General features: G+C 44.0%; 23 protein-coding genes. 12 read left to right on the plus strand and 11 right to left on the minus strand.

Going from position 1 to position 25,015, the window contains the following annotated elements; genetic code table 11:
- Positions 1–42 precede the first annotated feature (42 nt).
- A complete protein-coding gene (locus ACIGG7_RS18375; protein ID WP_397550580.1) occupies positions 43–2,433 on the minus strand; it encodes an immune inhibitor A domain-containing protein in 2,391 nt (796 codons plus the stop codon).
- 348 nt (positions 2,434–2,781) lie between these two features.
- Between ACIGG7_RS18375 and ACIGG7_RS18380 the strand changes: the two genes are divergently transcribed.
- Positions 2,782–3,576: an SDR family NAD(P)-dependent oxidoreductase gene (locus ACIGG7_RS18380; protein WP_397550581.1), complete on the plus strand. Its 795-nt coding sequence runs from the start codon at positions 2,782–2,784 to the stop codon at positions 3,574–3,576.
- A gap of 44 nt (positions 3,577–3,620) precedes the next feature.
- Here the strand turns inward: ACIGG7_RS18380 and ACIGG7_RS18385 are convergent, their stop codons facing one another.
- Positions 3,621–3,956: a hypothetical protein gene (locus tag ACIGG7_RS18385; RefSeq protein ID WP_397550582.1), complete on the minus strand. Its 336-nt coding sequence runs from the start codon at positions 3,954–3,956 to the stop codon at positions 3,621–3,623.
- A gap of 290 nt (positions 3,957–4,246) precedes the next feature.
- Between ACIGG7_RS18385 and ACIGG7_RS18390 the strand changes: the two genes are divergently transcribed.
- The 7 genes from ACIGG7_RS18390 (at position 4,247) to ACIGG7_RS18420 (ending at position 8,333) form a co-directional block, all read left to right on the plus strand.
- Positions 4,247–4,822, plus strand: a complete 576-nt coding sequence (locus ACIGG7_RS18390; protein WP_397550583.1) for a sigma-70 family RNA polymerase sigma factor — start codon at positions 4,247–4,249, stop codon at positions 4,820–4,822.
- A gap of 3 nt (positions 4,823–4,825) precedes the next feature.
- Positions 4,826–5,047 (plus strand): hypothetical protein, encoded by a 222-nt coding sequence (locus ACIGG7_RS18395; RefSeq protein WP_397550584.1) that lies wholly within the window; start codon positions 4,826–4,828, stop codon positions 5,045–5,047.
- A 674-nt stretch (positions 5,048–5,721) separates the two neighbouring features.
- Positions 5,722–6,354 carry a D-Ala-D-Ala carboxypeptidase family metallohydrolase gene (locus ACIGG7_RS18400; RefSeq protein WP_224944124.1) on the plus strand — a complete coding sequence of 211 codons (633 nt, stop codon included), beginning with the start codon at positions 5,722–5,724 and terminating at the stop codon, positions 6,352–6,354.
- A gap of 22 nt (positions 6,355–6,376) precedes the next feature.
- Positions 6,377–6,919: an N-acetylmuramoyl-L-alanine amidase gene (locus tag ACIGG7_RS18405; protein ID WP_397550585.1), complete on the plus strand. Its 543-nt coding sequence runs from the start codon at positions 6,377–6,379 to the stop codon at positions 6,917–6,919.
- A gap of 31 nt (positions 6,920–6,950) precedes the next feature.
- Positions 6,951–7,103, plus strand: a complete 153-nt coding sequence (locus tag ACIGG7_RS18410; RefSeq protein WP_397550586.1) for a YvrJ family protein — start codon at positions 6,951–6,953, stop codon at positions 7,101–7,103.
- Positions 7,104–7,167: 64 nt separating this feature from the next.
- Entirely contained in the window at positions 7,168–8,124 is a 957-nt protein-coding gene (locus tag ACIGG7_RS18415) for a nucleoside hydrolase (RefSeq protein ID WP_397550587.1), read from the plus strand.
- Between the two features lie 110 nt (positions 8,125–8,234).
- Entirely contained in the window at positions 8,235–8,333 is a 99-nt protein-coding gene (locus ACIGG7_RS18420) for a putative holin-like toxin (protein ID WP_224944134.1), read from the plus strand.
- A 73-nt stretch (positions 8,334–8,406) separates the two neighbouring features.
- On the opposite strand, the gene ACIGG7_RS18425 is transcribed toward ACIGG7_RS18420, so the two are convergent.
- Together ACIGG7_RS18425 and ACIGG7_RS18430 are read right to left on the minus strand one after the other, a co-directional pair.
- Positions 8,407–9,498: a PQQ-dependent sugar dehydrogenase gene (locus ACIGG7_RS18425; RefSeq protein ID WP_397550588.1), complete on the minus strand. Its 1,092-nt coding sequence runs from the start codon at positions 9,496–9,498 to the stop codon at positions 8,407–8,409.
- A gap of 58 nt (positions 9,499–9,556) precedes the next feature.
- Complete coding sequence (locus ACIGG7_RS18430) at positions 9,557–10,426, minus strand: HAD family hydrolase (RefSeq protein ID WP_397550589.1); 870 nt, start codon at positions 10,424–10,426, stop codon at positions 9,557–9,559.
- Positions 10,427–10,586: 160 nt separating this feature from the next.
- Between ACIGG7_RS18430 and ACIGG7_RS18435 the strand changes: the two genes are divergently transcribed.
- Together ACIGG7_RS18435 and ACIGG7_RS18440 are read left to right on the plus strand one after the other, a co-directional pair.
- Positions 10,587–12,095 (plus strand): BCCT family transporter, encoded by a 1,509-nt coding sequence (locus ACIGG7_RS18435; RefSeq protein WP_397550590.1) that lies wholly within the window; start codon positions 10,587–10,589, stop codon positions 12,093–12,095.
- Positions 12,096–12,218: 123 nt separating this feature from the next.
- Positions 12,219–13,532, plus strand: a complete 1,314-nt coding sequence (locus ACIGG7_RS18440; RefSeq protein WP_397550591.1) for a short-chain fatty acid transporter — start codon at positions 12,219–12,221, stop codon at positions 13,530–13,532.
- A gap of 114 nt (positions 13,533–13,646) precedes the next feature.
- Here the strand turns inward: ACIGG7_RS18440 and sda are convergent, their stop codons facing one another.
- Positions 13,647–13,778: a sporulation histidine kinase inhibitor Sda gene (sda, locus tag ACIGG7_RS18445; protein ID WP_224944160.1), complete on the minus strand. Its 132-nt coding sequence runs from the start codon at positions 13,776–13,778 to the stop codon at positions 13,647–13,649.
- Positions 13,779–14,121: 343 nt separating this feature from the next.
- Here sda and ACIGG7_RS18450 point away from each other — a divergent pair, with 343 nt between their 5' ends.
- Positions 14,122–15,483 carry a YjiH family protein gene (locus ACIGG7_RS18450; RefSeq protein ID WP_397550592.1) on the plus strand — a complete coding sequence of 454 codons (1,362 nt, stop codon included), beginning with the start codon at positions 14,122–14,124 and terminating at the stop codon, positions 15,481–15,483.
- A gap of 85 nt (positions 15,484–15,568) precedes the next feature.
- Here the strand turns inward: ACIGG7_RS18450 and ACIGG7_RS18455 are convergent, their stop codons facing one another.
- The 4 genes from ACIGG7_RS18455 to ACIGG7_RS18470 all read right to left on the minus strand — a co-directional run bounded on the left by ACIGG7_RS18455 (position 15,569) and on the right by ACIGG7_RS18470 (position 20,854).
- Positions 15,569–16,894 (minus strand): cytochrome P450, encoded by a 1,326-nt coding sequence (locus ACIGG7_RS18455; protein ID WP_397550593.1) that lies wholly within the window; start codon positions 16,892–16,894, stop codon positions 15,569–15,571.
- 157 nt (positions 16,895–17,051) lie between these two features.
- Positions 17,052–18,125, minus strand: coding sequence for an ATP-binding protein (locus ACIGG7_RS18460; RefSeq protein ID WP_397550594.1), 1,074 nt, complete (start codon positions 18,123–18,125; stop codon positions 17,052–17,054).
- Between the two features lie 511 nt (positions 18,126–18,636).
- Entirely contained in the window at positions 18,637–19,578 is a 942-nt protein-coding gene (locus tag ACIGG7_RS18465) for an L-threonine 3-dehydrogenase (protein WP_397550595.1), read from the minus strand.
- An 85-nt stretch (positions 19,579–19,663) separates the two neighbouring features.
- A complete protein-coding gene (locus ACIGG7_RS18470; protein ID WP_224944181.1) occupies positions 19,664–20,854 on the minus strand; it encodes a glycine C-acetyltransferase in 1,191 nt (396 codons plus the stop codon).
- A gap of 298 nt (positions 20,855–21,152) precedes the next feature.
- Between ACIGG7_RS18470 and ACIGG7_RS18475 the strand changes: the two genes are divergently transcribed.
- Entirely contained in the window at positions 21,153–22,796 is a 1,644-nt protein-coding gene (locus ACIGG7_RS18475; protein ID WP_397550596.1) for an L-lactate permease, read from the plus strand.
- Positions 22,797–22,842: 46 nt separating this feature from the next.
- Here ACIGG7_RS18475 and ACIGG7_RS18480 read toward each other — a convergent pair whose 3' ends face one another.
- Together ACIGG7_RS18480 and ACIGG7_RS18485 are read right to left on the minus strand one after the other, a co-directional pair.
- Positions 22,843–24,021: a MalY/PatB family protein gene (locus ACIGG7_RS18480; RefSeq protein ID WP_397550597.1), complete on the minus strand. Its 1,179-nt coding sequence runs from the start codon at positions 24,019–24,021 to the stop codon at positions 22,843–22,845.
- Between the two features lie 89 nt (positions 24,022–24,110).
- Entirely contained in the window at positions 24,111–24,833 is a 723-nt protein-coding gene (locus tag ACIGG7_RS18485) for a DNA alkylation repair protein (protein ID WP_397550598.1), read from the minus strand.
- Positions 24,834–25,015: the final 182 nt, after the last annotated feature.

The raw sequence follows: 25,015 nt of genomic DNA on the forward strand, positions 1-25,015 counted from the left end.
AAAATGCGACCTTGGAGAGTTTTCCAAGGTCGCTTCTCTTTATTATTTGTGGATCCAAACTGCTCCGGCAGTGTTATCTTTCGCTTCACCAATGACTTCGAATTTCAGTCCGAAGTTAGGTGTTTTACGTCCGGCATCCGGAATTAAATTGTTCATATAGGTTTTGGAGTCATCGAATACCTTCACTCCACCTAAGCCTTTGTAGTCAAAGATTCCTCGGGATGGAGAATTGATATACCAATCAGGTGCTTTGTCTAATGAGAAGGCTGCATCTGCTACTTGGTAACGAGTACTTTGATACGTAGAAGGAGCTCCATTTCTCATTCCTATGATAGCTTCTGGGTGTGAATCTACTACTCCAAGGAATCCTTCTCCTGGATGAACACCAACCCAGTTGTCTGTAAAGCTGTCGTCACCATACCAGACGACTAATCCAGTGTTATATTTTACTCCGCGGGAGAAGGCTAAGGCTTTGTCGGATCCTGCGTAGTTTCTCCATTCGAGGTAGTAGTAGTGATCTTTGTGATCAATACCGTTTGAAATAACGAAACCTTCAGCTGTAAATTTCGGTTCACCTTCAGCATCATCTGAGAAGACTACTTCATCATCGACTGTCAATGTAGCGTTATCCATTGCAAAGCCGTCTAGGGCGAGTCCACCATCCGTAACGTAATCAAAATATAGAGTGACTTTTTCGCCTGCAAACTGACTTAGATCGTATCCTTTATCAATCCATTGACCTTTAGTCGATTCAGCGCGAGCATCCCCGTCTGTATCGTCATCTCCTATAACGTCTAACTCAACCTCTTCACCATTTGCGGTGACAGCAGTGACATATAAATAATCATAGTCATATTCAATATCATAAAGCGTCTTAAAATCAAACGAAGCTGTTGTCGCTTCTGTTAAATCGAACTCAGGAGACACTAATGTCGTATGAAGGTCATCACCTTTTGTACTGTAATAGTACTGTTTCCCGAAAGCTGGTTGAATTCCCTTTACTTCCTTCTGAGGAAGATTCACTTTCACAATCCCTGGATTCTTTGATTTTGTTACACTTTGATCAAGGAATGAAGTTACTCCATTTTTATCGATATCTTCATAGTTTACTTCAGTAATATTTGCCCAGTTCCCGCCCATCGTCTTCTGGAAGAACTCTTTATTCTGAGGAGAGAAGCTTGTCGGCGCCGTTCCTGCAATGTTTCCATTCCAACTGCCGCCACTCATGATGGACCAGGAAGCGACCGGCTCTCCTTGACCGGAGTACTGAGTATCATATTCATCTGGTAAACCTAAATCATGACCGAATTCATGAGCGAAGACTCCGACTGCACCGTCTTCAGGTTGGATGGTGTAATCAAAGGCTGCCATTTGTCCACCCCAATATGGGACGGCCGCTGTTGTCCCTTCTACTCTGTACGGGGCATTCCCTAATACCCAACGATGAGACCATATTGCGTCATCACCAAGTTTACCGCCACCAGCTTCTTGTCCTGTACCGGCATGGATAATCATCAGATGATCGACTAAACCGTCCGGCTCGTTTTGATTTCCGTCTCCGTCAAGATCGTATTGATCAAAAACATCATACTCTGACAAGTCTATTCCTGATTGTGCTGCAGCATTCAAAGCATCCTTCACTAGATCACGGGGACCTTTCGGAGCTAGATTATCATGTCCGCCGGCTGGATTATCATCGCCATACTCTTTTGCCGTTCCAGGTACCGTCAGCCAATCAGATACTGTCCCGTCCAACGTATAACTTCCACCAGACTGCTCTTCGTAATACTGCTTAAAGGTTTTTACTTTTTCACCATTAAACAATTCGAAATCTTTATCCCCGAACATTAATTTTTCATAGTGCTCTTTATTAAAGTCGCTAGAAAACATATATCCATCTTCTTGTACCACATTATTATGTTTAAAATCCGAGAATTCTGTCAGGAGAACAAGAACCTTATCTTCTCTTACATCGCCATTATAAGGAGCTTGCTTAGCAGAGTTTACTTTTACAGATCCTGTAGGCTTCCCTTTTTTGAAATTATCATGACCTTTCTCCATCTGCTTCATCAGCTTATCTTTTTGCTTGGTTAAAAAGGCTTTGGCCTTCTGGTCCATTTCATCATGCTTTTGCTCTTTTGCAGATTTAGATTCTTTCACATTCTTTTTCTTCTGTATGTACTCTTTAACAGCTTTCTGAATTTCGGCAGAAGAAGCATTTTTAGAGATGACACCCTGATCTTGAAGCGCTTTTGCCAATCGGTCTTCGTTAATGATATTCAAATCAATCGGTGCCGATTCCACAGTAGTGGCAGCAGCTGAAGCAGGCACCACTTTAGATCCTGCAACGCTACCTGCAAATAAAGTTGATGCTACAATGGTGCTTGCAGTGATGCTTGAAAAAACTTTTAAAGCAGACTTTTTCTTCCCCAAATGATTCACCCCTATAAGTTGGTAGATTACTAGATTTGTTCTTTTTGAAGAACAAAATGATTATAGCAATTATTCTGAATATTGTAAATAATAGCGATAAAACTAGTCAAAAGAGTTGAAAAAGTTACAATTCACGACTCATTTCTCATCTTTTTTCCGTCATGGTACGACATTTGAAAGGGTTGAACCTTCTAAAGCAGAATATATTTTCAATTCCACCCAACTTATTTTCAAATTCCCATTTTTATTTTCAATTCTCACCATTTTATTTTCAAAACGCTATCCTTCTGTTTCCCACCTCCCCCCATCGGGTAAAAAACCAACTATACACCACTATGAGGTAAAAAAATGCATTCTCTTTTTCATGAAAGTATGTTGAACGATCAGCATATCCTTATCACCGGGGCCACCGGCGGCATTGGATATGAAACGGCGAAAGTGGCCGTTCAGGCGGGTGCCAAAGTGACCATTACAGGACGGAATGAAGAAAAGCTGAAGCAGTTGAAGGCAGAGTGTGGAGATCCAGATAGAGTCTTCCTATACAAAGCGGATCTTACGAGTAACGGAGACCGCGGACAGCTCCTATCAGCGGCAACAGTACATCATGGTTCCATTACAGGCCTCGTGAATTCAGCAGGCATTGGAGGGGGTGATATGGTGGAAATCTTACCCGAAGAAGATCTCCGACGTATTATGGAGCTCAACTATTTCTCACTGGTCCAGCTCTCCCAAGCGGTTTATCACCAAATGAAGATCGGGAAAAGAGGAGCGATTGTTAATATCTCTTCCCTTTCCGGACTGCGAGGCACCCATGGAAACAGTGCGTACAGCGCGTCGAAGTTCGCCGTTACAGGATTCACTCAGGCTTTTGCTCATGAAGCGATCGAGCATCATGTCAGAGTGAACGCCATCTGCCCAGGATATGTGGATACAGAGATGGGACGGAACGCCATCCAATCCAAAGGGGAACGGGAAGGAAGAAGCTATGAGGAGCAATTGAAGATTGCCAAGGGGGGCATCCCTTCAGGAAGGTTGACTTCACCCGTTCAAGTCGCAAATACCATCGTTTTTCTATTAAGCGATGCTGCTGAAAACATTGTTGGGGAGTCGGTCAAGATTTCCGGGGGCAGCGTCATGAGATGATCCTCTAAAAAAAAACGGGCAAGGAATTTTCCATCCTTGCCCGGTTAATTGCCTTCTTGAATCTTCTTTTTGATCTCGTCGATATATTTTTGCTTTTCTTTTTCATTGTTTAACTGGTCGCTGCTTTTATCCTGGAGATATTTTTGAATGGCCTTTTCAATCTCTTCATGTGAAGCGTCTTCCGAGATGACTCCGGTCTTTTTTAACATCTCAATGATCTTTTCATCATTAGCCAGAACGTCTATCTTGCTTCCCGGCTGATCAGCTGGCACATCCGAGTTGACTTCAGTAGAATCTTGTTCGTTCTTCTGCTCGTCTGCTCCACATCCATTCAGGAACAAAACAGACAGCATACATGCGAACACCCATTTACCTCTCACATCATCACGTCCCTTCCAAAAAGAATAAACCATTGTATACTTTATTATATAAAATACCCCTATTTCCCTTTATAATTCACAACTCTACCTAATATTGGGGAAATTAGTGCATTCATCACTTACTTGATTCAGTAATTTGTGGTTTAATAGATAGTACTATGGACCGATATTAAAGAGGACGGTTGTGGAATTATCTTCAACATCTTCTTTATTAAGTAAAAGCCGAGAGATTTTTTCTCCTCTTTTTTTTACTTTAAAATCGAACATACGTTCTGTTGGTGGTGAAAAAAATGGATTCATTAGTGATTGAATTTTATCGTCATTATCCTCATCTCAAACATAATAAAGCCGTTGAGTCCTTTATCAGTCAAGGAGCAAACCAGAAGTTAGTGGAAGATTTCTTACGTCACCCCAGTGCAAAGAAGGAAGATCGATTAAACGAAGCTTTTAAAGCCCATTATTTTGATATCCGGTTTACCTCTTATGTCAGTTCATCCCTTTATTTTCACAGTGTGAACTTTGACAAACGTATAAGAAAATATAGCGAACGCCATCCCCTGACCCTGGATAACCAAACGAATGAAGAGGGAATGTCGTTTGTCGATCTAGTTCCTGATCCGTCACCGGAAATTTCCCCTTTCACCAATTATTCGACCCTGGGGGAATGCCTGGAGAACGAAGAGCTGTTGAAGGCCTATAAGACGTTGACTGACAAACAGAAGCACATCCTGGATCTTGCCTATGTGCAGGAATTATCTGATACGGAAATCGCCAGAATGTTTGGCGTATCTCAACAAGCCGTTTCTAAAACCCATCGAAAAGCTTTGCGCATATTAAAAACCATTCTTGAAAAAGGAGAATCATAAACTATGGGAATACTATACGATTTAGTAAAAGAAGCAAAGTGCAACAGTGAATATGAAACGAAGGTCATTCGCACGTTCGAGCCTAAAATCAAGAAGTCGTTGTATCTCACACGGGTCGAAAACAGGGACGACCTCGAACAGGAGTTAAAGATCAGATTGATCCGCTACGTACGTGACTATTCGCTGGAAAATGTACCAGGACTCTTTGATCTGAATGAGCAATGAAAAAAAGACAAGCATCCACATAGGGTGCTTGTCTTTTTTTATAAGGCTCTTTTCGTAAAGGTTGTTTTATTCATACAGACTATAGCTTTGCGAATGCACTGTCATGTGAAGTGTGTTGGAGGGTGAAGGGCAATGAATCTCCTAGAAAAGGAGTTGGTGTAAGTAAGTTTCCCATTTTCACGGTTATACTGAAGCAGTTATGCTTGGACAGTTGATTGGAGCGGAAGGTGCTCGACTCCTGCGGGAAACGCTGGTCAGAACGAAAAGCGGAGGCGGCTTGCTCAGGCCCGACAAGCATAAGATGAATGGGCCGGGAAGGCGTATTTTGCCTTCTTGGCCCATTTAGCTTATGACCTCGAGGGCCTAGCCGCCAGAGCTGGATCTTGAGACCCCACAGGGCGAAGCCCGAGGAGGCTCACCGCCAGCCCCGCGGAAAGCGAGCACCTGGAGCGGAAATCAACTACTGCTCGCTATATCTAAAAGCAACCTCAAATACGAAAACAGCCTTTCATTACTTACCTTCCCCAACAATTTTCAACAAAAGGTTGTCATTCCCCCCCTCCCACTCTTCTTTATACTGTGTAAGGCAAACAACACAGAGTGAGAGAGATTGGGATGGTCTTTCTCCCTCTTCATCCCCTTTGCCTAGAACGATAAAAAGGGAGCGATGTTGAATGAATTGGACACGAACATTACGACAAGGTGATTCTGGCAGTGACGTGAAGGAGCTTCAAATCCGGGTAGCAGGCTGGGCGGCCAGTTCCCCTTCGAAAACGTATGTATCGGTGGATGGAGCATTCGGACCTGGAACAGAAGCAGCCGTCAAGCGATTTCAAAGCGCGTACAGTCTTTCAGCTGACGGAATCGCGGGACCACAGACACATAGCAAGTTGAATGCCCTTGAAGACAGCGATGGATCGACGGTCAACTTTGCATTCAGCGAATTCCACTCCAAGGACGGAAGCGGCTTCTCTGGCGGGAATGTCAGCTCGACTCAAGTGAAAGAAAATGTACGACGACTCATGTACAAGCTTGAGGCCCTTCGCAAGAAATTGGGGAATCCACCTGTTGTCATCAATTCCGGATTCAGAAGCATCACTCACAACCGAAACGTCGGCGGTGCGTCCAACAGCATGCATACGTATGGAATCGCAGCAGATGTCGATCCATCGGGAAAAACACCGACTCAAGTGGCAGAAGTCGCTAAAACATGTGGGTTTAGCGGGATTATCCTATACTCGACTTTCGTTCACAATGACAGCCGCATCGAATACCCGTATGGTGCCGGGTCGTATTACTGGGCGTAAACATAAAAAAGGGGGAAATGATATGCCAATCATCGTACTAGATCCAGGCCACGGGGGAAATGATTCCGGTGCGGCTGGAAACGGATTGCAGGAAAAAAATCTTACATTGACCATCGGGCTGAAGGTAAAGCAATTGCTGGAGGCAAACTATATCGTTGACGTGCGCTTAACAAGGACATCGGACGTGTTTGTAGAGCTTTCCGACCGTGCTGACTTCGCCAATGATCTGGGAGCCTCTTACTTCGTATCCCTTCATCACAATGCGGGTGGCGGCACCGGGTTTGAAAGCTACATTTATCCCGGGACAAGCGCTTCAGAAACAGGCAGGTGTCAGGACGTCTTGCACGTGGAAATCATGAACTTTCTCTCTGGATATGGATTAAGGGACCGCGGTCAAAAAGAAGCGAACTTTTCTGTTTTAAGAGAAACATCGATGCCTGCGATCTTACTTGAAAATCTCTTTATTGACACCGTAAATGATGCAAATCTATTAAAAGATCCGACCTTCATCACAGGACTATCAAACGCGATTGCCACTGGCATCGGGAAGGCATTGAAACTCTAGCAGAAAACTCTGATTCAAAGGAGGGGCAGAAATGGATTATTCCGTATTCGTTCAATTACTTGGTAATTTCGGATTTCCCATTGCCGTTACACTCTTTCTATTAGTGAAGCTTGAGAAGAAGTTGGAGCAGCTCGAACTTGCCATTCACGCGTTATCAAAGTCTTTGAATGAAAATCATAAATAGCTGGAGAAATCTAGTATTTTCAAACAGGCATTCAGCGCACCTCCTGCATACACCATAGTAGGAGGTGTTTTCTATTAAAAAAATCATTCTATTTTCAGATACCGGTATAGATGATGCGATTGCCTTAATCTATGCCTTGAAGAATCCCGACATCGATGTAATGGCGGTTGTCAGTGGATTCGGTAATACAGACCGTAACAAAAGCTACCGGAATGCAACCTATCTATTAAACTTATCAGGCCACGGTGAAATACCGGTCATTGCCGGAAGCACCAGGCCACTTTCTGGACAAGAACCTGAGTTTTTCCCTGATATTCACGGGGTGGAAGGACTTGGCCCTCTGTCTCCGCCAGTTCCTGAAGAACGCTATCGGAACAAAACCAATTTCAGCAAGCTGTTTCAGTTGATCAAGAGCAACCCCGGTGAAATCACGATTGTAAATGTAGGCAGGTGTACGTCCCTTGCCATCGCTTGGCTATTGAGTCCGGAAATTATGAACCTCGTAAAGGAAACCTATATCATGGGAGGGGCCTTTCTCGTACCAGGGAATGTCACGGAAGTAGCCGAAGCGAATTTCTATGGGGATGCAGTGGCTGCAGATATTGTGTGCAGGCTATCCCCGAATCTGACAGTCATCCCTTTGAATGTCACAAGAATAGCCCTTCTCACACCTGCACAAGTGGATTTCATCGATTCGAAGGCAAAGACACCGTTGGATCAACTCATCAAACCGCTTCTGGACTTTTACTATGAAGCCTATCAACAGTTGGAACCGGGAATAGAAGGGACCCCTCAGCATGACCTCTCTGCCGTCATGGCTGCTGCCTGTATCGACGGACTGTTCACCTACGAGAAACGGGCCATACGCGTCCAGCATGAAGAAAGCTATGCAAATGGGCTGAGCATCGCAGATTTCAGACCGGGAAGCATAAACTGCTTTGGGACAGGCTGTTCACGGATTGCTGTTGAAATCGATGAGGATATATTCCTTACAAATATGTTAGATATTTTAACTAGATGACCAAAAAAACATGAGGCCAGTATTCACATAGGCTTCATGTTTTTTATTTTTTAAAGTGTATAGGACAATCTTGGATCCGGGAAGCCTTAGAGTAAGGAGGCGATGTATACATGGATACATTCGAAGTATTATCTCTGATGCTCAGCTTTGGGATGTTTGTAATCGCGATTCTGAAATATAAAGACAATGATGAAAATAAACATTCATAAACACGCTCTTGCAGCGTGTTATTTTTTTTGCCAAAAGCCTTTCCAACTATCGATTAGGAAGGCGTTCGACACTCTATTCTTCATTCATCAGCGACGTCAAATCCACTTCATACAACTTATCATCATGTTCCCTTGGGATTCCCCGTCCATCGGTGTTGTTGGATACAAAGTACAGGGTGTCCCCTTCCACCAATACGTCCCTGATACGCCCGAAACCGGTGAGCAAATCGGATACTTGTTGAGTTCCTGTATTAAATCGCTTCACGCTTTGACCGGCGAGGGACGCGAATAGTAAATCCCCTTTCCAGAAGTCTGCTCCTGACGGGGCCCATGACGGCTCTCCTGAATGGGCCAAGGGTGAAATGAGCGATTCTTCCTTTTCATCTCCGGTTATTTTCGGCCATCCATAATTGTGTCCAGCCTCGATCAGATTGATTTCATCAAACCCATTCGGACCATGTTCGGTGTCATAAAGCTCTCCATCCTGATCCCAGGCGAGGCCTTGGGGATTTCGGTGACCGTAGCTATAAACATATGAATCTTCAAAGGGATTATTGGACGGTATGCCTCCATCCAGTTTCATTCGAAGGATTTTCCCTCCCAAGTAAGTGAGATCCTGTGCCTTATCCTGTTTGGTGGCATCCCCCGTGGTCATGTAGAGCATGTGGTCGGGGCCGATTTCAAGCCTGCCTCCCTGGTGGTACTGACCGCCTGGGATACGGTCCAATATTACTTTTTCCTCGGACCACTGGTTTTCCCTCCGCTTTAGTACGACGACCCTGTTGTAAGGACCCCCTGCGTCATCATACGTGTAATAAGCAAAGGCCAGTTGATTCATTTTGAAATCTGGATGGAGCACAAACCCTAACAATCCCGCTTCTGGACGTGCAGATAAAGTCCTGGACAGATTGGTTTTCATAACAGATTTTTTCCCATCCTTTATTTCCACGATTCCTCCGGTGCGCTGTGTGATATAGAATCCATCACCAAGCTTCTGGATGGACCAGGGAATGGAGAGGTTTTGCGCGACCACTTCGCTTTCCACGCTCGGTTTTGTGACGGATCGACTTTCTTCCTGCTGCCTATCTGGCTGTCCGAATGAGCATGCACTGAGTAACAAACTTTGACTGATGATCAACACGAGCCAACTCATTTTGGGTTTCATTCTACCTGCTCCCCTTGTTCGCTTTTTTAACCAGTATGGACAACCGAAGACAATCTCATTACTTTGCCGGCTGTTGAATTACTTCCTGTATCGCCTTGGCCACACCGTCCTCTTTGTTCGTTGCCGTGATGAATGGACAGAATTCTTTCACCTGATCCAGGGCATTCCCCATTGCAACCGGTCTTCCGACGACTTTCATCATCGATAGGTCATTTAGATTATCTCCCATGGCCATGGCATTTTCCGCTGACAGCCCCTTGTCATTCAGGAGCTTCTCCAGCGCGACTCCTTTTTGGGCTTCGATATTGTTCACTTCAATATTTTCTTTACCAGAGGAGCTGATGGCGATGTCTGACAGTTTATTTAGTCGACTGTTGGCCTCTGCCAATTGCTTCTCATCAAAAGAGAAAACAAGAAATTTGTAAACAAGCTGGGATTCATCTTCGAAAAGAACACCATAATCTTCCACAAGTTTGATATGACCTTTCTCGAATCGTTCCCGTGCCGCTTGTCTTACCTGTTCTTCCGACACATTCGGGTTGGCTGTCGTGAAAATGTCAACGATCAATTCAACTCCCATGTCATAGTTTTCTGTATAGGTTCCCCTGTCTGTGTATATCTCAAAATAAATGCCGGTTTCATTCAGGACATCGGAAATTTCTTTCGCACGTGTTGATTCAATTCCGGCCTGATAAACGATTTCTCCTTGTTTATTCCGCACCTCTGCCCCATTGGCACAAACGATATCGCATGAGATACCGGCATCCTCAATGACATAGCGTGCTTCTTCATACGATCTGCCGGTCGCCACGACGACTTCGATTCCTTGCTGTTGAGCCTCCAGGATGGCTTGTTTATTCGCTTCACTGATTTCCTGATTTTCATTTAATAATGTACCGTCCATATCTGTCGCAATGAATGTGATCATTCGTAAACACCTTCCTGTTGTTGAATTTTCTTAATTTAGCCATTGTATCATGAAACATTTATCGTTTTATACTGAATAACCTCCTGTTGAGGAATATACTGGATGATTTAGGGTATGAGTATAAAAAGGACGTTCGTTTATTATTTCAGGAGGTTTTTTCATGGGTAATCGTACATACTTGAACAAAGTGTTTTGGATTTCAGCTATTATTGTGTCCATCTTAGTTGTATTTGGCGCTTCTTTTCCGAAACTTTTTGCAAAGGGAGCAAATGCAGCCTTTGGTTTCACTACTTATTCGTTTGGATGGTTTTATCTTGCTGCCGTGTTTTTCTTCGTGCTGTTCCTCCTTTTCCTTATGGGGAGCAGGTATGGAAAGGTACGTCTCGGAAAGGATGATGAACGCCCCCAATACCCTTTCTTCACCTGGATTGGGATGTTATTTTCGGCAGGGTTCGGTATCGGGCTTGTCTTCTGGGGCATTGCAGAACCGATGAGTCATTTCTTTGAAACCCCAATCCCGGGTGTGGACGCACAGACGGAAGAAGCCGCGCGTCTTGCCATGGGCTATGCCTTTTTCCACTGGGGTGTCAGTCAGTGGTCGGTCTTTACGATTGTCGGGTTGATCATTGCCTACTTTCAATTCAGGAAAGGAGAAAATGGACTCGTTTCCACTTCCCTCACTCCCTTGATCGGTCAGTATAAAGGCTCAAACGGGATTAAAAATACGATTGATATCCTCGCGGTCATCGCCACGGTCATGGGTGTAGCGACTTCACTGGGACTCGGAATCCTGCAGATCAACGGCGGGCTTGGGTCCGTTTTTGGACTCGGCAGTGGTACAATGACTCAACTGGTGATTGTGTTCATCCTGCTCATCCTCTATTTAGCATCCTCCACAACAGGACTTGATAAAGGAATCAAGTGGCTCAGCAACCTCAATTTATCCCTTGCCCTGATTCTGATGCTCTTTGTCTTTATCGTCGGTCCGACGGTGTTTATCTTAAATACGTTCACCCTTGGAATCGGGGATTATATCTCCAATTTCATCCGCTACAGTCTCCGCCTGACACCTTACCAGGGAGGAACATGGGTACAGGACTGGACGATTTTCTATTGGGCTTGGGCCATCGCATGGTCTCCATTTGTCGGTGCCTTTATCGCCAGGGTCTCAAGGGGTCGGACGATCAGGGAATTTATCGTAGGGGTGCTCGTCGTTCCACCGCTGATTGCGCTTATGTGGATCGCCGTATTTGGCGGCACAGCCCTGCACCTGGACCTATTCAGCGGAACTTCGATTGCAGAAGGAGTCAATAAGGATGTCACGAGTGCCTTATTTTCAACCTATGGTGAGCTTCCCTTTACAATGGTTCTGTCCGTTTTATCCATTCTACTGATCTTTACGTTTCTCATTACTTCAGCTGATTCAGCAACGTATATACTAAGCAGTATGACGACGGAAGGAAGTTTAAATCCACCGATGATCGTGAAGATCGTCTGGGGCGTTTTGATTGCTGCCATTGCATCCGTGCTGCTTGTGTCGAGTGGACTGGAGGGACTACAGACCGCTTCTCTTGTTTCAGCATTGCCCTTTACGGTGATTCTGATCTTGATGTGTGTGACGTTATTCAGGCTTCTTCGGAAAGAAAAGTCCCGCTCGGTAAAGAAATAGCTTTCGGCGTCTGCACTCGATAAAAGAGTCAGGCGCTTTTTTCAATTTACAAAAATTGAAAGGGTTTTCATGTATTCCTATAGAACACTAGTAAAGGTGTACATTTATAGGAGGGGGATTAAGATGAAAGGCCTTATTTCATTATCAAACAGAATCATGCAGCGTTATTTGCCCGATCCATTTTTATTTGTTGTCATCTTAACGTTGGCCGTGTTCGGTCTCGGCCTTATTTTCACGGATAGTTCGAGTCTTGAGATGGTTCAATACTGGGGGAATGGTTTCTGGAGCCTACTCGCCTTCTCCATGCAGATGGTGCTTGTCCTTGTGACCGGGTATGTGCTCGCGAGCAGCCCATTGTTTAAGCAGTTCCTCGGTTTTCTCGCTTCCTTTGCGAAGTCTCCGGGTTCCGCCATCGTGTTTGTGACCGTCGTTTCCATGATCGCCAGCTGGATCAACTGGGGATTCGGACTTGTCATCGGGGCCCTGTTTGCAAAAGAATTAGCCAAACGGGTCAAAGGGGTCGATTACCGATTGCTGATCGCTAGCGCTTATTCAGGGTTTGTTGTCTGGCATGCAGGATTCTCCGGGTCGATTCCGTTGTCGATTGCGACAGAGGGGCACCCATTCCAAGATTTGATCGGTGTCATTTCAACGAATGAGACCATATTTGCAACATCTACACTCATCATTGTAGCAGCACTTTTCATTATCCTTCCGATCACAAACAGGATGTTAATGCCTTCTAAAGATGAGACGATCACAGTGGACCCCGAACTCTTTAATGAGACGGCTGTCACACTGGAAAAGGAAGCCATGACACCTGCCGATCGTTTGGAAAACAGTATGATTCTTTCCATTGTAGTTGCGGTACTCGGAATTGCGTTTTTGTTTTCTTACTTTGTTAAAAATGGGTTCGCCCTTAATTTAGATATTGTGAACTTTTTATTCTTATTTCTCGGAATTCTGTTTCACGGGACCCCGAAGCGCTTCCTTACTGCGGTACAAGAAGCGATCAAAGGGGCCAGCGGGATTGTCATTCAATTCCCTTTCTATGCCGGGATCATGGGGATGATGACTGCCTCGGGACTTGCTGTCGTCATGAGTGAAGCCTTCGTGTCGATTTCGAATGACGTGACGTTTTATTTCTTTGCCTTCCTGAGTGCAGGGATTGTCAATTTCTTTGTTCCTTCCGGCGGTGGACAATGGGCCGTTCAGGCGCCGATCATGATCGATGCCGCCCAAACCCTTGATGCTTCGGTCGCCAAGACAGCAATGGCCGTCGCATGGGGGGATGCATGGACCAACTTGATCCAGCCGTTCTGGGCCTTGCCTGCTCTCGCCATCGCGGGACTGAAGGCGAAGGATATTATGGGCTATTGTGTCATCATCCTTGTCATTAGCGGAATTGTCATTTCTCTTGGATTACTATTCTTATAATGTATGAGTGAAGGCGCCCCAAAAGGCGCCTTTTGCTCTGACCAATAAAAAGACCGGCCTCTTATGAGACCAGCCGATGTATATGACCTTTCATTATCTTCTATGTACCTATACCTATCTGACACTTTCCCTTCTCTCAAGCTCCCCTTCTAACATCTCAATAAATTCCTCTTCCAAACCTTCTTCCTGTGCCAGTTGATAGACATTGGCCAATTGCTCTTCTGTAAGTTTTGTTAAAGATGTCATCGATTACAACTCCTGATTAACCAAGATATGAAACTTAATTACCCTCTTAAACAAAAGATAAACCTACTTTTCAACATTTTTTCCTCAATCCAGATTATTATTGAAATTTTAAAAAATTTTAGTAAAATGAAAGAAGTACTGAAAGATAGCGCTTTCTTTTTGGTGTGGATTATTTTAAACATTTTTTTATTTAATCTTTAGGTTTCACCCGATCCTCGTTTGGGAAAATCATCTTTGACATACATAATATCCCTTACTGGATCTTACTATGGACAATTTTATATGTATGCATTAGAATGAATAATGTTTCATTTTCCGTTACAACTATTTCTGAGGTGAATTTATGAATCAACAGCATCGCTTTACACTATCGAATCATTTACGATTTATCATCCCTTCCCTACTGGGAGTTTTTCTATTTATGATACCAATTCCGGGGAAAGACGGCATCACGATTCCGATTGCGGTCTTATCCGGACTTCTGCAGGACTGGATTGGAAGTTATGTACCAGCCATTATGACAGGCTTGATTATTCTTACCGTCATCGGGACGTTTATCACAAAGCTAGCACACCCGGATTTCATTGAAAAATCACCATTTTTCTCAAGTTTATTCGATGTACGACCTGTATGGGCTATTGTCAGAGTGATAGGGGCCATCTTTGCCGTTATGACTCTATTTAAATTAGGACCTGAGTGGGTCTGGTCAGATGCAACAGGTGGCCTTTTATTAAACCCGGACGGACTGCTTACCATCCTTTTCTCTGTGTTTCTATTTGCCGGACTTTTCCTCCCGCTATTGTTGAATTTCGGTTTATTGGAATTATTCGGAGCGCTCTTAACGAAAATCATGCGTCCTGTATTCGGCCTTCCGGGTCGTTCTTCCATTGACTGTTTAGCGTCATGGCTTGGGGACGGTACGATTGGGGTATTACTGACAAGCAAACAGTATGAAGACGGGTATTATACGAAGAAGGAAGCAGCTGTGATAGGGACAACCTTCTCTGTTGTCTCCATCACCTTCTGTCTCGTTGTCATTTCACAGGTTAACCTAGGGGAATATTTCATCCCGTTCTATCTCACGGTGGCAGCTTCCGGACTTCTTGCTGCGATTGTGCTGCCGCGGATTCCGCCTTTATCCCGTAAGCCTGATACGTACTTCAACGGTCAGGAAGGCAAGGATACGATGGAAGTGATTCCTGAAGGATACAGCCGTGTCGGTTACGGATACGAGCAGGCCCTTGTTCAGGCAAAGAACAACAACAGTGCAACCAAGTTCTTCACTGATGGAATGAAAAATGTGTTGGACATGTGGATGGGCGTAGCTCCCATCGTCATGGCCATCGGTACAACGGCCCTGATTGTTGCAGAGAACACGAAGTTCTTCGAATACATCGGTATGCCACTCATTCCGATCCTGGAACTTCTTCAAATCCCGGAAGCGACGGAAGCATCACGCTCCATCCTTGTCGGTTTTGCCGATATGTTCCTGCCAGCCATCTTTGGATCTGGTATCGAGAGTGAGCTGACACGTTTTGTCATCGCTTGTTTATCCGTTACACAATTAATCTATATGTCGGAAGTTGGCGGGCTGCTCTTAGGCTCCAAGATCCCGGTTGATTTTAAGGATCTCGTCATCATCTTCCTCCAGCGTACATTCTTGACGTTACTTGTCATTGTAGCGATTGCTCATATGCTTTTTTAGTAAATAAGAAACCCAGGTTCGGAATCGAACCTGGGTTTCTTATTGTGTTTTCCACTACGATTCGAAATCCTTCTTACCTTGCATGTCACCTTTTTTCAACCTCCATGAAAATTCCTCCTTTAGGCCGCAGAGTAATTAATGGATGGCATTCTACCTTGCCATCACCGGACATTTTAAAGTTGAATCTCTGAACATATAATGCTGCAATAATCAAGGCCTCCTGAAGGGCAAAATGATTTCCGATACACACTCTCGATCCCCCTCCGAAAGGAAGATAAGTATAAGGGTGATTGCCCTCTGCACTGACTCTATTAAAGCGCTCTGGTTCAAAAAGGAATGGATCCCGGAAGTACTTTTTACTCCTATGCATAATATAAGGGGAAATGAGGACATTTTCCCCTTTCTTAATGAGGTGACCACCAATTTCAACGTCTCTTACAGTCATCCTCCCAAACATCCATACGGGTGGGTGCAGTCGTAACGTTTCCTCAAGGGCTTGGCGCGTATAAAGAAGAGCGGGAAGGTGGGAACTGGACAGTTCATTCTTCCCAACTACTCGATCCACTTCTTTATACACATTTTCTTTCACCTTTTCATTGCCTTGTAGCATATAAAAAAACCAGGAAAGCAGGTTAGCTGTCGTTTCATGACCCGCCACAAAAATGGTCATGACTTCATCTATTAATTGTTCCCTGCTCATACAATTGCCGTCTTCATCACGGGAATGGAGCAAGGCATGAAGTAAATCCTCTTTTTCTTCTGCTCTGCTTTCTCTATGTTGAATGATTTCCTCTACGACTCTCTTAAGTTCTTGAATAGAAGCCTTGTATTGTTTTAACTCTGGCATGGGCCATGATATGGGTGGCTTAAGAAAAGAGCGAATTCTCTTGGTAGCCGTCTCCAGAACCCTTTCCATATGGACGCCTATCTTCTCATGCCCTTCGTTTACATTCATATCGAACATGGTCTTCGTAATGACCGCCAATGTAACTCCCATCATATCCTTGGATATATCCCTTGGATGATCCACCTCCCAGCTTTCCATCATTTCAGTGGCTGAATCGATCATTTCACTCACGTATTTCTTGATATGACGAGGAGTAAAATACGGTTGAATGATTTTCCTCTGTTTTGTATGTACGGGAGGCTCACTCGTTACAAGTCCTTCACCGATAAGGAGAGAAAGTTCTTTGAATTGATTTGATTTTTGAAAGGACTTGGATTGGGTTACGAGTACTTCTTTAATCAATGCAGGGGTTAATAGTAAATGAACGGTACGGTTGGCGAAGCGGAATTGAACCCTTTCTTCATGTTTACTTGCCTGTTCTTCTAAAAAAAGTAGTGGATCCTTCCTGAATTTCTCTAACTGACCTAATGGATGAAGAGAATGTAGGACAGTTGCATTGGTCATACCTTTCACACTCCTTGGTCTTCTCTCATTTTTGTTATCAAAACGCTCCTTCTATCTTATTCATTCCATCTCATATTCATTAATTCCTTTCTTCTTTCTCTCCTACTTATTCGAGACAATAAAAAAAGGCTGCTCCGTTAAGAAACAGCCTTGAATATTACTTATCCTCCACAGGTAAAGTGACTTCCACTTTCGTCCCCTTATTCACTTCTGAATCAATGTGAAGAGTACCTTTATGATCCTGTATGATTTTCTGGCTGATGGTGAGTCCTAGTCCCATACCCTTTTCTTTCAGGGTAAAGAACGGCTCTCCCAGCCTCTTTAAACGATCCGGGGGAATTCCTGCTCCCTGGTCCGTGATGGTGACGTGGAGTGACCCGCTCCGAAGTTTCCAGTCGACATCGATTTCTCCTTCATCCATAGATTCTATGGCATTTTTAATGATGTTGATAAACACTTGAATGCATTGATTCTTATCGCCGAACACATGAATCGGAGAAGACGGGAGTTTGATATTCAATGTGATCCCCTTTAGTAGTGCCTCATGGCCCATGACCTTGACCACATACCGCAGCACTTCACTCATATCAAAAGGTCGGTATTCCCTCATTTGGGGCTTGGATAAAATAAGCAGCTCCCCTACGATTTGATTGATCCGGTCCATTTCGGATGACATAACGGTAAGGTAGTGATTGGATACATGCTCGTTCTCTTCCAGAAGCTGAATGAAGCCTTTAATGCTTGTGAGGGGATTTCGGATTTCATGGGCAATCCCTGCGGCCAGTTCCCCCACTACGGATAGCTTCTCTTTCCTTAACAGCATTTCTTCCGCGATCTTCTGCTGGGAAATATCCCTTCCGATGATCACCAAACCTTTTCTTTCACGATTCGAATGGAATAATGGGACTTTAATGACATCGAAGGTCTTGAACTCACCATTCGGAAGAAAGAATCCTTCTTCACAGCGTGTCACTTGTTCTGCCTTCCATGACCCTTCATCGGAATCGGTGCAATAGTCGAAAGCATCTTTAAAGAAGGGAACAAGCTCCCCGAGATCCTTATCCGTCTTACCGACATAATCAATATCCTCCAAGTTATAGAGCTCTCGCCCAAATTGATTGACCTTTAGCCAGCGCCCCTCCCCATCCTTGAAACAGACAAAATCCGGAAGGGAATGAAGAAGCGTGGATAGCTGATTTTCTTCTTCCAACAGCTTCTGATGCCTGGTCATAAATCGATTTCCTTCTTTCAAGAGAAAAAAGAGGACCGCGACAACACATATCATCAGTATAAGGGCCGCAAAGAAATTCCATGGCCCATCTAGAAAGAGTACAGAGATGACTTGAAAAACGGAAAGAGCCATAAGGATTATGATTATCTTGTGAAATGTCTGTGCATTGCTTTTCATTTTCTCTATCATCTAAGTCATCAGCCCCACTCATTCTTACTTTTAAATCGATTCGATCATAACGGAAAGGGTATTGTATAGTCCATATGTACCAATACCCAATTTCTATCATAAACACTCTTTATTTCTGAATATTAAAATAACTTAATCGGTCGTAATTTCCTGAAATTTCTTTTTCTATTACTTGCAGTATATCATGTCCCTAGGAGGAATTGTCATTTCTTGTCGTTATTTCGGTTCAGTCATCTCCAGTTAGAAGCATGCTTTTCAACGAGGTTATCTGTTCTTGATATAGAAAAAATCCCCATGAATTGTTTCATGGGGATCTCTGCCGTTATTTCGTTTTTAATTTATCCAGCATATCTGCCGTCATTTTGGCTAAATCATATTCCGCCTTGAAGTTCCATTCGTTCTGGGCTGCACTGGAATCGATGGCGTTTGGCCAGCTTTCAGCGATGCCTTGTCGAACAGGATCTACGTTATAATCTAGCTTGAAGTCCGGTTGATGGACACGGATCGCCTTGGCAATGTCTTCAGGTGCTACGCTCATGGCTGACACGTTAAAGGAATTGCGGTGCTCAAGCTTCGAACCATCCGCTTCCATCAGATCGATGATCGCATTAAGGGCATCAGGCATATACATCATATCCATGTAAGTTCCTTCCCCGATATAGGAAGTATACTGATTATTCTTGATGGCCTCGTAATAGATTTCTACTGCATAATCCGTCGTCCCGCCTCCTGGGAGGGTTTCATAAGAAATCAATCCAGGGAAGCGTAGACCTCTTGTATCCACTCCAAATTTCGAGAAGTAGTAATCTGAAAGAAGCTCGCCGGACACTTTATTCACTCCGTACATCGTCGTAGGACGCATGATCGTGTCTTGAGGAGTAGAGTCCTTCGGTGTCGATGGACCGAATGCCCCGATCGAACTCGGTGTGAAGAATTGGCAATCCAATTCCCGTGCCGTTTCAAGGGCATTTACAAGCCCACCCATATTCAGGTTCCATGCAAGCAACGGTTTCGCTTCTGCCGTTGCAGATAGCAGAGCCGCTAAGTGAATGATCGTATCCACTTCATTTGTTTTGGCAATATCAAACATTCTTTCTGCATTTGTCACGTCAAGCTGTTCAAACGGGCCATTCTTTACGACCGGACTATCCGTTTCGCGGATATCCGTTGCGATGACGTTATCAGAACCATATACTTCACGCATTTTGTTGGTGAGCTCGGATCCGATTTGTCCAAGGGCACCCGTTACTAAAATTTTCTTCATCGTGTTTCCTCCTGCATTTACCTTTGGTGATATCGTAAAAAAGACAGGGCTGACGATGCGCCAGACCCTTGTTATTCGCTAATAGTTAAATAATTCCCATTTCTTTTCCGACCTTCTCATAGGCTGCAATCGCTTGATCAAGCATTTCCTTCGTATGTGCAGCCGAAGGCATGTTTCTCACACGTCCTGTTCCCCTTGGTACGGTCGGGAACACGATGGATTTCGCATAAACCCCTTCTTCATACAGGCGTCTACTGAAGTCCTGTGTTGCTTGCTCTTCACCGATGATAACAGGCGTGATCGGTGTCTCACTATTCCCGATATCAAATCCGAGCTTCGTCAATTCTTCCTTCAGGTAACGGCTGTTTTCCCACATATTATCCTGAAGTTCTGTCGAATTCATGATAAGATCAAGTGCTTCCGTACAAGCCGTTACATCTGCCGGTGTCAAAGATGTCGAGAATAAGAATGGACGGGAGCGGACCTTCAACCAATCAATCAGGTTCTGAGTTCCTGCCACATATCCACCGACTACTCCGATGGCTTTCGACAGCGTACCCATTTGGAAGTCCACCTTATCAGACAGACCAAAATGCTTGACCGTACCGGCACCTTTTCCAAGTACACCTGAACCGTGTGCATCGTCTACATACGTCATCATATCAAATTCTTCCGCAATTTCAACGATTTCAGGAAGCTTACACACATCCCCGTCCATCGAGAATACCCCGTCCGTGATGATCATGATTTTGTTGTATTGACCGGATTCCTTCGCTTCTTTCGCTTTCGCTCGCAGATCTTCCATATCGGAGTGTCCGAAGCGGATGATCTTGGCTTTTGAAAGGCGACAGCCGTCGATGATGGAAGCATGATTCAGCTCATCTGACAGGATGGCGTCATTTTTATCCATAACAGCTGAAATGGCTGCCATATTGCAGTTAAAACCGGATTGATACGCAATCGCTGCTTCTGTTCCTTTAAATTTCGCAAGCTTTTCTTCAAGCTTCACATGAAGATCGAGCGTACCATTAATGGTACGTACAGCCCCTGATCCAACACCGTATTCTTTCACGGCTTCAATCGCTACTTTTTTTAGACGTTCATCAGTAGCCAGTCCAAGGTAGTTATTAGAAGAAAGGTTTACAAGCTTTTTACCTTTCACTGTAATGACCGGTCCATTCGCACCTTGCAATGGATCGATCTCATTATACAAACCGCGTGATTTTAAATCTTCAAGATTTTCTTGTAAAAAGTGATCTAATGTCTTGCTTGTCATATACTCGTCCTCCCGTTATGTAAGCGTTTTAAAAACAAATGTCCACTCCAAAAATACAATTTTTATCAGTTGATTCTTTGTGTTTTCTGAGGATTATTCTGCTTTTTAGTTTAACATGTTTTTTTGTGATGGACAAAATTTATCTTCAAATTTTCCTACTATCTAGTGTTCCCTTTATACAAAAAATACTTCAGAATTTTTCATATAAATGAACTGTCATAAACTATCCATAAATAATGTGAAATACTTCACAAACTTGTTGTAAAATAAAGTTATCAATATGTAGCAGGTGATGAACATGTCCATTTTTGAACTCTTAACCTCATTGACTCCCGTTTTGGCTGTTCTTATATTTCTTGTTATTTTGCGCTTACCCGCATCTGTTGCGATGCCCGTTAGTTTCTTTTTGACTGTCATTTTAAGTATTGGTTTTTGGAGAATTCCCCTTATACAGATCAGTGCTGCCACAGTTGAAGGAATGATCATTGCTTTCACTATATTATGGATTGTATTTGGAGCAATCCTTCTTTTAAACACCTTGCAAAACAGCGGTGCCATGGAAACGATTCGAAACGGGTTTTCTATGATTTCCCCAGACCGACGTGTACAGGTCATTATCATTGCCTGGTTATTTGGCTCTTTTATTGAAGGTGCCGCTGGTTTCGGGACCCCTGCTGCCCTGGCAGCACCACTTCTCGTCGCTTTAGGCTTTCCACCTCTTGCAGCCGTTTCTCTCGCTCTTATTTCAGATAGCAGCGCCGTATCGTTCGGTGCAGTCGGTACACCTGTTATGGTAGGGATCGATCAAGGATTGAGACAAGGAGGAAACCTTGCAGGTCAAGTGGAACAAGCGATAGGGGCTCATTCCATGATGGATTATTTAAGCGGTGTAGCCAGTCGGGCTGTAAGTATCGATTTATTTATCGGTACTCTGATTCCCCTGTTGCTTGTGGTGATGCTGACCCGTTTTTTCGGTCAAAATCACTCTTGGAAAGAGGGACTCGTTCTGTGGAAGTTCTCTCTATTTGCAGGTCTATCATTTACAGTACCCGCATTACTTGTAGCCACTTTCTTAGGTCCTGAATTTCCTTCGATTATTGGTGGATTGACCGGGTTGATGATCGTCATTCCTGCTGCGAAAAAAGGGTTCTTATTACCCGAAGAGGCTTGGGACTTCGACATACAGGAGGAATCCACCATCGATTCTGTCCCTGATAAGAAAATGCCGCTTTGGTTAGCTTGGGTTCCCTACCTGTTTGTGGCAGTCCTGTTGGTTTTAACGAGACTGGATCTTTTGCCTGTCAAGGATTGGCTTAGAAATGTGAAGGTTGGATGGAGTCATATCTTAGGGACAGACATTTCCACTCAGTTTGAGCCACTTTACCTTCCTGGCACAATATTTATATTCGTCATGGCATTGACATTCATGATTCATAAAATGAGTAGGGTTCAGATCAAAGAGACTTTCCGACAATCTCTCTTTACGATTAAAGGAAGTATCATTTCACTGATGGCTGCCGTACCCATGGTAAGGATATTCATTAATTCTGGTGTGAACGAAAGTGATTTAGTCAGTATGCCGATGGAACTCGCTACGTTAGTATCAGGGTTAGCGGGAGAAGGCTGGCCATTGGTCGCACCACTCATCGGAGCACTTGGGTCTTTCATTTCAGGAAGCGCTACATTCAGTAACATGATGTTTTCTCTCTTTCAATTCAGTGTAGCCGACCAAATCGGTGCCGATCATCAAACCATATTGTCTCTACAGGTGCTGGGTGCAAATGCAGGAAACATGGTTTGTGTTCTAAATGTAGTGGCTGCCGCTTCAGTGGTTCATCTTAGCGGAAAGGAAGGGCAGATCATCCGGATAACCGTTGTCCCTATGCTTCTATATGTTCTACTATCAGGTGTTATAGGGGCCTTCGTTCTTTCTTTCTTATAAAAAACAAGGATGAACAACAGTCATCACTGTTGTTCATCCTTGTTCATTATTTGACTACCTGTTGTTCCACACGGTGTTCAAGAATCGCTTCGTGCATTCTTCTTAAAGCCATGTCGACCCGCTCTTTTGGACAGGCAATATTCATTCGAACGAAGGATGTGCCGCTGTCTCCGAATTTGAATCCTTCGTCAAATTTAACTCTGGCTTTTTCTAAGAAAAACCTGCAAAGCTCTTCCCCATTCATTCCTAATTCTGTGCAGTCGATCCAGATAAGATGGGTAGCTTCTGACTGAATGGCTTTAAGCTCAGGAATTTGCTGATCCAAATAGTTCTGCACATACTGCTTATTCTCTTCCAGCACCATTAATAACTCATTCAGCCAAGGTTCGCCTTCCTCATATGCTGCGATGGTTCCTTCAATTCCAAACACATTCGGCCTCATCAGTCCGTAGCCGGTTAGCTTGTCCTGATACTTTGCCCTTAGTTCCTCATTCGGGATGAGAAGGATGGAAGTTTGAAGGCCCGCGATGTTAAACGTTTTACTTGGAGCAGCACACAGAATGCTTCTTTCCAGAAGGCTTTCGTCCCCTTTAAAGAGGGGGATATGTTCGTACCCACTGTACACTAAGTCTCCATGCATTTCGTCCGAGATGATCCATAGATCATGACGTTTGGCGATATCGCCGATTTTCAGTAACTCTTCCTTTGTCCATACCCGGCCGACAGGATTGTGGGGGCTGCATAGGATAAGGACCTTGGCTCTTGACCGGCTCGCCTTTTCTTCAAGATCCTCGAAATCAATGGAATACACTCCACCCTCATAGAGCAGCGTGTTCTTCATCACTGAACAGCCGTGATTTTCAATCGTGCTATAGAAAGGATAGTAAACCGGATCTTGTATGATGACGCCATCTCCAGGTTCCGTCAATACAGAAAGCAACACATTGATTCCCGGAATGATCCCCGGGCTGAAGCTAATCCACTCTTTATCTAATTCCATGCCGAAGCGTCTTTTCCACCATGAAATGATAGACTCAAAATATCGATCGCTGAACGTGGTATAGCCGTATATGCCATGCTGCGCCTTCTTGTTTAGTGCCTCCACAATGGCGGATGATACTTGAAAGTCCATGTCTGCTATACACATAGGGATCACATCCCCGTCGGGAAACGACCATTTAACAGAGTGAGTATTCGTTCTCTCGATGCAATCATTCCAATTCATATCCTAATGCCCCTCTCACATATTCTTTCTTTACTTTATCCTAGATGAAGGGCTGGGAGAATAGATGAATAATAAATAGGAATTTTCTCTTACCCTTGTATTGATTGTCCTTTTAAATTTTTAACCGATTTTTCCTCTTTTGCCTTTCGATCCACATGCTTCAATCCTTCACGTACACTGAGCGGTGCGAGTTGTTCACTTGCAATGAAATCCTTTACCGCTTCGGGGTTCGTTTTCGAATACTCCCTTAGCGCCCAGCCGATGGCCTTTTGTATAAAAAATTCCTTGGATTGATTGTGGAGCAAAATATATCTGAAAAGCCGTTCTGTATCCGTTTCTGCCTTATACTTTAATTGATACAGTATAGCAATGCGGTTCAACCATATATGATCCGCTTTGATCCATTTTTCTAAGTATGTGTCATCTTCTTCGTTTTGATAAATTTCCCCCACATGGTTCGGTCCGATATGATCGATGGTGTCCCACCAGGACTTCGTCACAATCAATTCTTCCAAAAGAGGAAGATGCTCTTTTGTTAAGTACCTTGACCTTTTATCGATTAGACCGAGAGCGATGTACTGACATTCTCTTTGAGGCATAGACCAGAGGGAACGAACAATATCCGGCAATTCTTCAATCGGTGGTTTGCCATTTTCCTTAAGAAAATCCTTTAACAACGCATTCCGCTCAGGCGTCCTGATGCCAAAGAACGGAAATTGGTTCCTCATATAGGCTTCCATGGCTTCCTGATTGTCACTGTTATGATGATTTTCTAAAAGGGTAATCAGTTTATCTGCATATTCATGGTTCATTTCTTGTCTCCTCCTCCTGCCTTCGTTCTTCACATTCAAAGCAACAGCTCTTTCCATCCTCTATATGAACACCGTTAAAGAAACCGTCCAAACAATAGAGAGGCTTTTGACAGAGATAACAGTAGCTTACAAGTTCTTTCATTTCGCACCCATTCCTTCATTCGGCCTGTGTAACTCTTTAT

The sequence above is a fragment of the Rossellomorea sp. NPDC077527 genome (genome assembly GCF_044542955.1).
Classification (GTDB): domain Bacteria; phylum Bacillota; class Bacilli; order Bacillales; family Bacillaceae_B; genus Rossellomorea; species Rossellomorea aquimaris_E.